Raw genomic sequence first — 13,020 nt, 5'->3', positions numbered from 1 at the left:
TTTTGACCATAGATCTCAGCCAAAAATTTTGTGGATACCCAATCGATTGGATTGCTTTTATGCACATAAATGGCGATGGCATCATAGGCAACCAAGTGCTCTTTGAGTTGAATATTATTGGCTTGCGCCTCCTTGAACTCTTTTTGCTTGACGGCGCGACTGGCATTGGCCAGATCAGCACTGCCATGAATCAGGGCACTAAAACCGGTGGAAGATCCGCAACCACGCAAGTCAAATGCCGCTTCTGGATGGCTGGCTTGATATTGTTTGTTCCAGGTTTGCGCAAGATGCAGCATGGAGTCAGAACCCCTGATGCGCAGTGTGGGCCCCTCTGCGGCGTCTATTGTGGTCACAGAGGTGAAAAGCAGAGCGAGTGTAAGATATTTTTTCATGGTCACGATACTTGAGAGGTTGATTGTTAAAGATGCGTAATCGTACAAAAAATAGTAAATCGTAACATGATTGTCATAATAATTATGTTGTTTAGTGTTATAGGAAATATGGAGAATGTCAATAAAAAAATGCTATTTTAGCAATTTTTTGCATCACCTAAACACCAACACGCCAGCGTTATAGTGTTTTGCTTTCAGTTTTATATACTTGCCATGACCAGAGAAACGCCATGCCCCTTTGCGTTTTGATGGCAATTTGCCTGCAGTCCGCTGCTCTGCTTGCCAACAGGCTTGGCAGCAAAACATTCTGAGCAGTTGATTTTGGCAATGGGCTGGATTTGGTCAGCACGCAACAGGGGAGAAGGGGAGACAGTGAGGAAGGAGATCTCTGCCGGATTCAGTTTTGTTGAACCCGGCAGAGAATCAGGCGAATCAGCGTTTGCTCCAGGGAGCGGCAGTACGGCTGAAATATTTCCAGGGGGTAACCAACTGTTTGCGAATATCGGCTGCCTGATAGCTGCGCCAGCCAATCAAGGCCCCGGCATAACTATTCAGATCCACATCTTGCGTTCCTTCCAGCAAGGTGTTGAGCAGGGGCGGCATCACCGCCACATCATTCAAAATGCCCAGCAGACCCTGCACCTCTTTGAGTTGCGAGGTAAATTCACCCATGGCTTTGCTGTCGAAGAGCGCAGAGAAAAATTCGGTAGCATAGCGCAATTTTTTGCATTCAATACGCAATTGGTGTAGCTCAGGATCGGAGAGAGACTCCAGAGAAGCTCCGGCATTGAGCACGATGCTCAGCCGTTTGTTCAACACCTTTTTGGCATAGAGAGTGATTTCATTGCCCAGATAGGCACGGGTCTCGGAGGGCATATCCACCTGAAACCAGCCACGCACCGTAATCCACTGATCAAAATTGGTCACAAAGGTCTTATAGCGGTCGTTATCGATCAATTGGCGAATACGCTTATAGGCCGTATCCTGGTGTTGCGTGGCGATTGCCAGCAACTTTTTTTCCCCTTCCGGAATGGGGATTTTGCCGACCACACCTTCCAAGCCTTCGGTGATCAAGACATCAAGGTCGCGTGTCGGACCAAATTCACTGGCCACCCAACGCATCTCTTCGTTCCACGGATCGGTAATGGTTCTGGGGATGGCTTTGCGGAAAATGGAGATGGCGGAGCGCAAGCGACGCAAGGAGACACGTACTTGATGGACTCCTTCGATATCCTCGCGGCTGTAGGCTACGGGTATCCACTGCAACATATCATCAAAATTGTGGCGCAGGATGGAGTCGAAGGCATCGTTGATGCTTTGCCGCGCATTGAGAGTAACCGGTTTTCTGATTGCTGGTAGTGTCATGATCGGATTAAATGACCTCTTAGAGTTTTTGCCCGGACATTCCAGCCGAGCTTGCGAGAGAATCCGGCCATCCTAACAGAATTGCTTCACTCTGTCCACAATATCTTGTTACATTCTAGGGCAATCGCATTTGCCAATTTCCTCACTGTTGCCACAAGCAAAACTGTGCATGTCGGGCCTCCGTCCTCCCAAAGAGTGCCCCTTCGGGGCACAGATTGGTGCGGCGTGCGCGAATGCTTTGCATTCGCTCAGGTGAAACGCCGCACATTTCCAGCAGGGCTTTGCCCTGTGCCCACCAGGAGGGGATAATCCCCTCCTGGACCTCCGTAATAATTTTTGTTCTTATGCGCTTGCCCTGGTTACATTCTCTTCCTGAAGCTCGGAATTAAGCGGACTCTTGCCCCGGCAGCCCCCTCTCTGCACCACCTTGTCTCCCTCTCTTCCTGTGGGTGGGATTGCTCTGCCCTACAGGGAAAGGTTTGCTTGCGCAAAAAAGTAGCGTTACACTCTCCTGCTTTGTAGGGTAGGGTCAAGAGAGGGGGCAAGCGCAAAGTGGTCAAGGAGTACAATGAATGACAGTTCGGGTAGGTATCAATGGCTTTGGCCGCATCGGTAGACAGGTGCTGCGCACGGCACACACGAAAGCCGTTGGCTGGCGGGTGGTTCATATCAATGATGTCAACGCTGATGTAGACAATGCTGCCCATCTGCTGCGCTATGATTCCACACACGGGCGCTGGGATCAGGAGGTGCGCTCTACAGAGGAAACGCTCTCCATCGGCAAGCAACAGATCAGCTTCAGCAGATGGTCATCCCCTCAGGAGAGTGCCTGGGACCAACAACGAGTGGAGCTGTTGTTGGAGTGCACCGGACAGTACAAAGGTGTGCAGTCGCTACAGCCCTGCCTGCAACAGGGAGTGGCTACAGTGCTGGTGGCTACCCCCATTCTGCATCAATCGGTTCTGAATGTAGTGATGGGGGTCAATGAAAAGCTCTATGATCCCCATAAACATCAGATTATAACTGCAGCCTCTTGTACCACCAACTCGGTGGCTCCGGTATTGCGCGTTATTCTGCAGGCGTTGGGAGTGGTGCGCGGCTCGATTACCACTATCCATGCCGCCAACAGCGCCCAAAATATTGTCGATGGCTATCGCGGTGATTGGCGTCGCGGCAGAGCAGCTTCCATTTCCATGTTTCCTACCACAACCAGCGCGGCTCGTACCATCGGCACCATTTTTCCGCAACTGGCTGGCAAAATGGATGGTATGGCAGTGCGTGTTCCGCTTTTGCATGCCAGCTTGACCGATCTTACCCTGGAGGTGGCCCGACCCACCTCAGTCGCAGAGGTCAATGCGCTGTTGCAACAGGCAGCACAAGGGGAGTTGCAGGGAATTTTGGGCTATTCTGTAGAGCCTCTGGTCTCTATCGACTACAGCAATGAGAGCCGTTCGGCAGTGATCGATGCCTTGTCAACGCAGGTGATTGATCAAAAGCTTGTCAAAATTTTGGCTTGGTATGATAACGAAAGCGGCTATTGCAACCGGCTGGTAGAGCTGATCAACCATGTGCTGGCGCAAAAGAAGAGGTAACAAGCGCAACGCCTTGCTGCGAGCGGCAGTGCTTTGTTGCTAGGCCAGAGAGGCTGAGCGGAAAAAGGATTGCGTGCCAATAGTCAACGCCCGCACCAAAGCCTCTTGATGCTCGGTACGACGCAGTTGCAACTCTTCGTCGCGATTGGATAAAAAGGCCATCTCTACCAGGACGGATGGTATATCCGGCGCTTTCAGAACAGCAAAACCAGCCTGTTTGACCCCACGAAAATGGATGCGCAGAGAGGGAACTTTTTTCAAGGAGCTAAGCAGGCTGTTGCCATAGGCCAAGGCACGGTTGCGGGCATCGCGTTGGGAGAGATCCATCAAAATATCTCGCAGTTCAGGGTCAGCCACCTGCCCTAAATCAACCCCCCCAATCAGGTCAGCACTGTTTTCCCGCTCTACCAAAGAGCGTAAAGCCCGGTCGGGTTCGGGTTTGCCACGGTCGGAGAGGCAGTAGACCGAAGCGCCACGCGCCGACTGTATCCGAAACGCATCGGCATGCAAACTGACAAAAAGATCAGCACCATGCTTGCGTGCAATAGAGACACGTTTCCGTAACGGTACAAAATAATCATCGCTGCGGGTCAGATGCGAGCGAAAGCCGGCCCCATTCAGAGCACGGACCAGTTTGCGTCCTACCTCCAGTGTGACATGCTTTTCATAGGTGCCCGCATGGCCAATGGCCCCAGGATCTTCGCCCCCATGTCCGGGATCAATGACAATAACCGGTTCGCGTCCACGGGTTTGTGCGACCAGGCTGGCGCGTGCCGGATCGTCATCTTCTTCCATATTTTCTTTGGGTTGCAATTCGACAACCAGACGGGGTGGTTTGCCGTTGGTGGAGTGCAGAAGATAGGCATTGGCCACCATCGGTCGTTTCAACTCGCACTCCAACTGCACCTGACCGGGAGCAATACGGGTCAAATGCAGCTCACCGACTACCGGATCCTCAATATGCAGCAGTGCCGGATCCATCGCCCATTCCACCTGACGCAATTCGATTAACAGACGGTCAGGTTTAGCAAGTTGCTTGATCGAATAGGGTAATTTGCCATCCAGGTCAAAGAGAAGACGGGTCTGTTCGCTGCTGTTCCAAAGCCTGAGGTGGGTAATGCGGGTGAGCGCACGGGCCTCCAGCATCGGCACTGGTAGGACCAGACCGCTGGCCGTAAACAACAGGGCTTTCAATAGATCACGCCGAACCATTGCACCCAACTCCCTTTCATAGCCATTCTCATCCTGGTGCGACAACATACGACTGCATGGCTACTGGCACAAGAGTGTGCTAGAGTGGCAGTCAATGTCAGTGTACAGCGGCCAGGTTGCCTCTGACACGCAGTTATACAAGCAAGAACTGGGCCTATGCAAGTCTCCTGTATAGTGTCCGGTTTACTGGTTTAGATAGGGTGTTGGGGCAGGAGGAAAAAAATGGAATCGGTAGATGCGGAAGAGATTGGCAAATTTGAGCGCATGGCCCACGAATGGTGGGAGCCGGAGGGTAAATTCAAGCTCCTGCATCAGATCAATCCGTTGCGAACCGGCTATATTTGTCAGCAGTTGACCGGCTCGGAATATGGTTCTTTGGCGGGGCTGCGGATGGTGGATATTGGCTGCGGTGGCGGTATCTTATCCGAGGCACTGGAACAGCGTGGCGCCCGGATGGTGGGGATTGATCGCTCGGAAAAAATTATTGGTGCGGCGCGTGCCCATCAAAATGAGAGCGGTTCTCAGGTCGATTATCGGGTGCAGGCTGCCGAAGATTTGGCAGTAGAGGATCCGCACAGCTTTGATGTGGTGTTGGCCATGGAGGTGTTGGAGCATGTGCCTGATGTCGATGATTTTATCCGTCACTGTGGCAAACTGCTCAAGCCGGAGGGTTGGTTTTTCTTTGCCACCCTCAATCGTACCCTGCAATCCTGGTTGGCCGCCATTGTGGGGGCGGAATATATCCTGCGCTGGTTGCCCAAGGGTACCCATACCTTTGGCAAATTTGTGCGCCCATCCGAATTGGATCAGTCGTTGCGTCGTGTCGGCATTACCATGCAGGATCTGCGAGGCATGTCCTATCAGCCTCTGGAAAACAGCTTTCAACTGAGCAATAATCCCCATATCAACTATTTGGGGTTTGGTCGCAAGGGATGAGCGCAGAGGAAGCCTCTGAGCTGGAGGAGGAGGAGTTCTCTTCTGCCCCGTTGCTTGTTGCTGGTGAGACCATTTATCTGCAGATAGCAGAGGCCCTGGCAGGCGAACGCTTGGATAAGGCGTTGGCGCGCTCTACCACAGAGTTGAGTCGAACCGGGATTCAACGGTTGTTGGCGATGCAAGCGGTTCTGCAGCAGCCTGCGGCCGCACAGTATGATCAATCCCTCTGGCAGAGGGTTGCTTCCGATAAAGAGAGGGTCAAGGCAGGGCAATGGTTTGCACTGCAGGTGCCTGCACCCACGCCCATGGCGCTGCAGGCAGAGGCGATTCCCTTGGCAATTCTTTATGAAGACCAGGATCTGTTGGTCGTCAATAAACCGGCAGGGATGACGGTGCATCCCGGGGCCGGTGCCGAGGGGTGGCGAGGCACCCTGGTCAATGCTCTTTTGTACCACTGTCGGGACTCTTTGTCCGGTATTGGCGGGGTGGAGCGACCAGGGATTGTGCACCGCCTGGACAAGGAGACCAGTGGATTGTTGGTGGTCGCAAAAAATGATGCCACCCATCAACATCTCTCTTCGCAATTTGCAATCCATAGCACAACCCGCAACTATTTGGCGGTTCTCAAAGGGGTACCAGAAGCAAGCGGCACCATTAATGCCCCTATTGGTCGCCATCCCAAAGAGCGGCAGAAGATGGCTGTGGTGGCGCATGGCCGTGCGGCAGTAACCCATTTTCGTCGCTTGCACAGTTGGCAGGGCTCTCTCTCACTGGTGCGCTGTCAGTTGGAGACCGGACGTACCCATCAAATTCGTGTGCATTTGGCAGCACATGGCTTTCCTTTGCTGGGCGACCCCCTCTATGGGCGTTCTTTTGTAGCACCGCAACGCTGGCCAGAAGAGGTGCGCGCTCTGGTTGGCAACTTTTCCCGGCAAGCTCTGCATGCCACCTCACTGGCTTTTACCCATCCTAAAACCGGCAAACGTCTACAGTTTGCTGCAGATCCACCCGCAGATTTTCAGCAACTTGTGCAGGCTCTGCACTCCCTGGCTTGAAGCTAAGATTATGGCCTCAGCATTTGCCTTGGGGATGATTTGACAGTCGTTGACAGCAGGTGTGGAGTTGAGGGATACTTGCCGCGTTTTTGCCTTTTCATAAAGCGATATTGGGAACTTTCATGATGCAAATCGGCCTGCCAGACCAACAGGGCTTATATGATCCAGCCCAGGAACATGATTCATGCGGTGTCGGCTTTGTAGCCAACATCAGCGGAAAAAAATCACATGATATTATTCGGATGGCCTTGGATGTGCTGGTCAATCTGACCCATCGTGGTGCAACGGGTGCCGATCCGTTGACCGGTGATGGTGCCGGATTGCTGATGCAGTTGCCCGATGCCTTCCTGCGCACCGTCTGTAAACGGTTAAAAATTATCTTGCCAGCGGAAGGCCAATATGGTGTGGGCATGATCTTTTTGCCCAAAAATCAATCCTTGCAGGAGTCCTATCGCCGCCATGTCGAACAGACTATCAGCGATGAAGGACAAAAATTGTTGGGATGGCGTGCTGTGCCGATCAGCCCAGATGCGCAGATCGGTTATATCGCCAAAGCCTCGGAACCGGCTATTTTTCAGGTTTTTATCGGCCAAGGCATCACCCCGGAGGATGCTGACCCCTTATGGTTTGAACGCAAGCTCTTTGTGATTCGCCGACGCATCGAAAATGCGGTTTTGGGCTACAGCAAGGAGGAGATCAAATCCTTCTATATCGCCAGCATGTCCTCGCGTACTTTGCTTTATAAGGGGATGTTTCTCGCCGATCAGGTCTCGGCCTATTATCCTGATTTGAGCGACCCCTCCATGGTCTCTGCCTTTGCCATGGTCCATCAACGCTATTCCACCAACACCTTTCCTACCTGGGATTTGGCCCATCCTTTCCGCATGATCTGTCACAACGGTGAGATCAATACCCTGCGTGGCAATATCAACTGGATGCACGCCAGAGAGGCGGTTTTGGCCTCGCCGCTGTTTGGTGATGGCATCAAAAAGCTCTTTCCGATTGTCCCGGAGGGAATCTCTGACTCTGCATCTTTCGACCGGGCCTTGGAATTTTTGGTCCTTTCTGGTCGTTCGCTGCCGCATGCCATGATGATGATGATTCCTGAGGCGTGGGAAAATCATCAGCAAATGGATCCTGATCGCAAAGCTTTTTACCAATATCATGGCTCGATCATGGAGCCTTGGGATGGTCCGGCGGCGGTGGCTTTTACCGATGGTCGCTATATCGGGGCGACCCTGGATCGCAACGGTTTGCGTCCGGCACGCTATCTGATTACCAAAAAGGGGCTGTGCATCATGGCTTCCGAGGCAGGGACCATTCCCGTGCCACCGGAAGAGGAGGTGCATCATGGTCGTTTGCAGCCGGGGCGGATGTTTGTCATTGATCTGGAACAGGGTCGGATTATCGACGATACTGAAATCAAAGCGGAGATTGTCAGCCGTCAACCCTATCGGCAGTGGGTGGATGACAATCTGATTGCCATCGACTCCTTGCCTGGTGGAGAGTCCGTGCGCAGCGAAGCCGAACCTCTGCGTACCCGATGCAATCTTTTCGGTTATACCGATGAGGATCTGCATACGATTCTTGCGCCCATGGTGGAGACCGGAGAAGAGCCTATTGGTTCCATGGGCAATGATGCTGCCTTGGCGATTCTTTCCGACCGTCCGGTGTTGTTGTTTAACTATTTCAAGCAGCTTTTTGCCCAGGTCACCAACCCGCCCATCGATCCGATTCGTGAAGAGTTGGTGATGAGTCTCTTTACCCAGTTGGGGCCGACCGGCAACCTGTTGGCGGAAACAGCCGATCATGTGCGGCGTATCAGTCTGCCACAACCGATTTTGAGCAATGCCGATCTGGAAAAAATTCGTGCCATCAGCAGTGATCCGTTGCGGGCTGTGACGCTCTCTACCCTCTATCCGGTTGCCGATGGACCAGAGGGGTTGAAGCAGGCTTTGGTGCGTTTGTGCAATGAGGTCTCGGTCTCCTTGGCACAAGGTTATGGCATGATTATTCTGAGCGACCGTGGGGTTTCCGCCGAGATGGTGCCGATCCCCTCGTTGTTGGCCACCTCAGGGGTGCATCACCATATGATCCGTTCGGGTTCGCGGAATCAGGCCAGCATCATTGTCGAGACCGGGGAGGCGCGGGAGGTCAACCATTTTGCTTTGCTGGTGGGTTATGGTGCTGGCGCCATCAACCCCTATATGGCTTTTGAGCTGTTGCACGATCTGGTCGAACGCCGTTTGCTGGCCAATCATACGACGCAGCAGGCCGAATATCGTTATATCAAAGCCATCAACAAGGGAATGCTCAAAGTCTTTTCCAAAATGGGTATTTCCACTCTGCGCAGCTATTGCGGGGCACAAATCTTTGAGGCCGTTGGTCTGGATCATCAAGTGGTGGATCGCTATTTTACCGGTACGGTGTCACGTATTGAAGGTATCGATCTGGAGATGATCGCCCAGGAGAGTCTGCGTCGCCATCAACGGGCCTATGGTGGTCTGTTGGCCTATGAGCAAGGTTTGGATGTGGGGGGAGAGTATCGTTTCCGCAAAGATGGTGAGCGGCATATGTGGACTCCCGAGACCATCTCCCTGCTGCAGCGGGCGACACGGGAGAATAATTTTCAACTGTTCAAGGAGTTTTCCCGTACCATCAACGAACAGTCCAAGGCGTTATGCACTCTGCGCGGTCTGTTCCGTTTGAAACGGCTGCCGGTATCTTTGCCTTTGGATGAGGTGGAGCCAGCCTCCGAGTTGGTCAGACGATTTGTGACTGGCGCCATGTCATTTGGCTCGATCTCCAAGGAGGCGCATGAGACGCTGGCCATTGCCATGAACCGTTTGGGTGGTCGTTCCAACACTGGAGAGGGTGGCGAAGATCCGGAGCGTTTCAAGCCGCGTCCCAATGGTGATTTTGCCCGCAGCGCCATCAAGCAGGTAGCTTCTGGACGTTTTGGGGTCAGCAGCCATTATCTGGTGAATGCTGAAGAGTTGCAGATTAAAATTGCCCAGGGTGCCAAACCGGGTGAAGGAGGGCAGTTGCCCGGTCATAAGGTGAATGAGGTGATTGCCAAGACCCGCAACACCACGCCGGGGGTGACCTTGATTAGTCCGCCTCCGCATCATGACATCTATTCGATTGAGGATTTGGCGCAGTTGATCTTTGATCTGAAAAATGTCAATCCGGAGGCGCGTATTTCGGTAAAGCTGGTTGCCGAGGTTGGGGTAGGCACTGTGGCGGCTGGGGTAGCCAAGGGACATGCGGACATGATCTTGATTTCTGGAGGGGATGGGGGTACTGGTGCCTCTCCGCTCAGCTCCATCAAGCATGCGGGTATTCCCTGGGAGTTGGGTTTGGCGGAGACGCAACAGACCTTGGTACTCAACGATCTGCGTGGTCGGGTGCGTTTGCAGACAGATGGACAGATTCGCACCGGGCGTGATGTGGTGATAGCGGCTTTGTTGGGTGCGGAAGAGTTTGGTTTTGCCACCGCACCGCTGGTGGTGGAGGGTTGTGTGATGATGCGCAAGTGTCATCTGGGCACCTGTCCGACTGGTGTGGCGACTCAGGATGCCGGTTTGCGCAAAAAGTTTACTGGTGAAGCGCAACATGTGATCAACTTTTTCTATTTTATCGCCAACGAAGTGCGGGAGATCATGGCGGGCATGGGCTTTCGTCGTCTGGATGAGATGATTGGCCGGGTAGAGTTGATTCGTACCGAGGAGGCGATTGAGCACTGGAAGGCCAAAGGTTTGGATTTTAGTGCCATTTTGAGCAAGCCGGATGCACCGGCCAATATTGCCACGCGCTGCGTGCAGGCTCAGGATCATGGCATTGATCATGTGTTGGATTTGAAGTTGGTGGATTTGGCGGAGCGGGCATTTGCCAACAAAAAACCGATTGAGATTCGTCTACCCATTCAAAACACCGACCGCACGGTTGGCGCCATGTTGGGGGGCAAAATATCCAAACGATTTGGTGCCGAGGGTTTGCCGGAGGATACCATCAACTGCCATTTTGAAGGGGTAGCCGGGCAGAGTTTTGGGGCATTCAATGTCAATGGGGTCTCTTTGCATTTGCAGGGGGCGGCCAATGACTATGTAGGCAAGGGGATGTCTGGGGGACGTATTGTGATTCGTCCGCATCCAAAATCCTCTATTGTCGCGGAAGAGAATATCATTGTTGGCAACACTTTGCTGTATGGTGCCATTGGTGGAGAGGCCTATTTCCGTGGGATAGCGGGTGAGCGTTTTGCGGTACGGAACTCTGGAGCCATGGCGGTTGTCGAAGGAGTAGGGGATCATGGCTGCGAATATATGACCGGAGGCGTGGTAGTGGTATTGGGGCGCACGGGGAGAAATTTTGCAGCGGGCATGAGTGGTGGTGTGGCTTATGTGTATGATCGGGAGAAAAATTTTTCTTCGATGTACAACCCGGCCATGGTCAAGCTTTTGGCTGTCGATGCAGAGGATGCGGAGGTATTGCGTAATATGTTGGCAAGGCATGTTCAGTTTACCGATAGTGCGGTAGCCAAGCATATTTTGGCCGACTGGCAGGGTGAGTTTGGTCAATTCATCAAGGTGATGCCGATAGAGTATCAGCGGGTGTTGGAGGCGCAAAAAGCGGCCCAACAACGGCGCAGTGCATAATGGCAGCGAGTAGGCTTACTGCGGATTGGATGAATAAGAATGGGTAAAATAACCGGTTTTATAGAAATTGAGCGGGTAACCCCTTCCTTGCGTCCGGTTGCCGAACGCATTACCGATTGGGATTCGCTGTATCAACCGTTTGCCAGGGAGCGGATTCAGGAGCAGGCGGCTCGTTGCATGGATTGTGGGATTCCTTTTTGTCACAATGGATGTACTTTGGGCAATTTGATTCCGCAGTGGAATGATTGGGTTTACAAGGGGGAGTGGGCGTTGGCGGTGGAGACCTTGCACCGTACCAACAACTTTCCAGAGTTTACTGGTCATGTGTGTCCGGCGTTGTGTGAGGCTTCATGTGTAGTGGGCATCAACCGGGAGGCGGTATCGATTCGGCAGATTGAGCGTACAATTGTCGAGGAGGGTTTTGCCCGTGGTTTGATTGTGCCGCGTCCGGCCAAGGTATTGAGTGGCAAGAGGGTTGCGGTGATTGGTTCTGGGCCGGCTGGGATGGCGGCGGCGCAGCAATTGACGCGGGCGGGGCACAGTGTCACGTTGTTTGAAAAGGCGCGCAAGGCAGGTGGTTTATTGCGTTATGGCATTCCCAATTTCAAGCTGGAGAAGCAGATTATTGATCGACGTTTGCAGCAGATGATTGAGGAGGGGTTGACGATACGCACGGGGGTCAATGTTGGGGTGGATTTTTCGGTCGAGCAGTTGCGTCAGGAGTATGCTGCCATTTTGTTGACTGGTGGATCGGAGCAGCCGCGTGATTTACCGATTCCTGGTCGGGAGTTGCGTGGGATTCATTATGCGATGGATTTTCTGGGTCAGCAGAATCGGCGTTTGGGTGGGGAAGATTTAGCCAATGAGGTAGCGATTGTTGCCACCAATCGCCATGTGGTAGTGATTGGAGGTGGGGATACAGGTGCGGACTGTGTAGGCACATCGGTACGGCAGGGAGCGAAGAGTGTTACGCAGATTGAGTTATTGCCGAAGCCGCCGAAAGATCGTTCACCGGAGACGCCGTGGCCGTTATGGCCGATTCAGTTGCGCACCTCCACCTCGCATATGGAGGGTTGTACGCAGGAGTGGAGTATTTTGACCAAGGGTTTTGAGGGTGAGGAGGGGCAGGTCAAGCGATTGCATTGTGTGCGTTTGAACTGGCCGGAGCCGGAGGATGGTGGGCGTCCGGGGATGGTAGAGATTCCTGGCAGTGAATTTGTGTTATCGGCAGAGTTGGTATTATTGGCCATGGGTTTTGTGGCGCCGGTCAAGGGAGGTTTATTGGAGGGTTTAGGAGTTGCGTTGGATGCTCGTGGCAATGTGCAGGTAGATGGAGGTTATGCTACCAGTGTGGAGGGTGTTTTTGCTGCTGGAGACATGGCCACTGGGCAATCGTTGGTATTGAAGGCGATTCATGGGGGGCGGCAGGCGGCCAAGGCGATTGATGGTTGGTTGCGTGGTGGTGCGAGTGTATTGCCGTAGATTTATTTAGATTTTTTGTAACCGTTCACCCCCCCCCAAAAAAAAACAATTGGGGGTCCAGGGAGGGCACCTCAATGCCATTAACTTAAGCCGTTACGTGTGGGGCTTATAAGCTGGCCGAACGCGAACCCCTGTCCCAAGCCTCTTTTTACGGTTATAACATCTATTTAAACGCATGGCATTACAATAGCTCGCCATGCTTTTTGTAAGTCGTTGTACCCAAATAAGCGGATTGGTTGCTGTCAGTAATTTCACGATGGTATCTTTCATACTGGACAAAGCCTGGAACCGGTTCACCTGATAAAGATGTTCACGGTTCTTGGTTTTTTCT

8 protein-coding genes and 1 pseudogene are annotated in these 13,020 nt (G+C 52.9%); 5 read left to right on the top strand and 4 right to left on the bottom strand.

What is annotated here, in order from left to right; all coding sequences use genetic code 11:
* Both EJP87_RS08590 and EJP87_RS08585 read right to left on the bottom strand, forming a co-directional pair.
* A partial coding sequence (locus tag EJP87_RS08590; protein ID WP_265332115.1) for a substrate-binding domain-containing protein occupies positions 1–296 on the bottom strand: 296 nt, incomplete at its 3' end.
* A 528-nt stretch (positions 297–824) separates the two neighbouring features.
* A complete protein-coding gene (locus tag EJP87_RS08585) occupies positions 825–1,757 on the bottom strand; it encodes a CHAD domain-containing protein (protein WP_130471454.1) in 933 nt (310 codons plus the stop codon).
* A gap of 572 nt (positions 1,758–2,329) precedes the next feature.
* Between EJP87_RS08585 and EJP87_RS08580 the strand changes: the two genes are divergently transcribed.
* Complete coding sequence (locus EJP87_RS08580) at positions 2,330–3,349, top strand: type I glyceraldehyde-3-phosphate dehydrogenase (RefSeq protein WP_130471453.1); 1,020 nt, start codon at positions 2,330–2,332, stop codon at positions 3,347–3,349.
* Between the two features lie 39 nt (positions 3,350–3,388).
* Here the strand turns inward: EJP87_RS08580 and EJP87_RS08575 are convergent, their stop codons facing one another.
* Entirely contained in the window at positions 3,389–4,609 is a 1,221-nt protein-coding gene (locus EJP87_RS08575) for an N-acetylmuramoyl-L-alanine amidase (protein WP_130471452.1), read from the bottom strand.
* Between the two features lie 174 nt (positions 4,610–4,783).
* Here EJP87_RS08575 and ubiG point away from each other — a divergent pair, with 174 nt between their 5' ends.
* From ubiG to EJP87_RS08555, 4 genes are all read left to right on the top strand, one after another.
* A complete protein-coding gene (gene ubiG / locus EJP87_RS08570) occupies positions 4,784–5,497 on the top strand; it encodes a bifunctional 2-polyprenyl-6-hydroxyphenol methylase/3-demethylubiquinol 3-O-methyltransferase UbiG (RefSeq protein WP_130471451.1) in 714 nt (237 codons plus the stop codon).
* Positions 5,494–6,552: an RluA family pseudouridine synthase gene (locus EJP87_RS08565; protein ID WP_130471450.1), complete on the top strand. Its 1,059-nt coding sequence runs from the start codon at positions 5,494–5,496 to the stop codon at positions 6,550–6,552. The genes ubiG and EJP87_RS08565 overlap by 4 nt, the downstream gene beginning before the upstream one ends.
* A 122-nt stretch (positions 6,553–6,674) precedes the next feature.
* Positions 6,675–11,207 carry a glutamate synthase large subunit gene (gene gltB / locus EJP87_RS08560; protein WP_130471449.1) on the top strand — a complete coding sequence of 1,511 codons (4,533 nt, stop codon included), beginning with the start codon at positions 6,675–6,677 and terminating at the stop codon, positions 11,205–11,207.
* Positions 11,208–11,246: 39 nt separating this feature from the next.
* Positions 11,247–12,689, top strand: coding sequence for a glutamate synthase subunit beta (locus EJP87_RS08555; RefSeq protein ID WP_130471448.1), 1,443 nt, complete (start codon positions 11,247–11,249; stop codon positions 12,687–12,689).
* Between the two features lie 93 nt (positions 12,690–12,782).
* On the opposite strand, the pseudogene EJP87_RS18450 reads toward EJP87_RS08555, so the two are convergent.
* A pseudogene (locus EJP87_RS18450) lies at positions 12,783–13,020 on the bottom strand (hypothetical protein); the annotation flags it as partial.

Origin of the sequence: Candidatus Magnetaquicoccus inordinatus (genome assembly GCF_004217665.1) — a bacterium.
Taxonomy (GTDB): domain Bacteria; phylum Pseudomonadota; class Magnetococcia; order Magnetococcales; family Magnetaquicoccaceae; genus Magnetaquicoccus; species Magnetaquicoccus inordinatus.
This window is presented reverse-complemented; position numbering and strand designations above follow the sequence as displayed.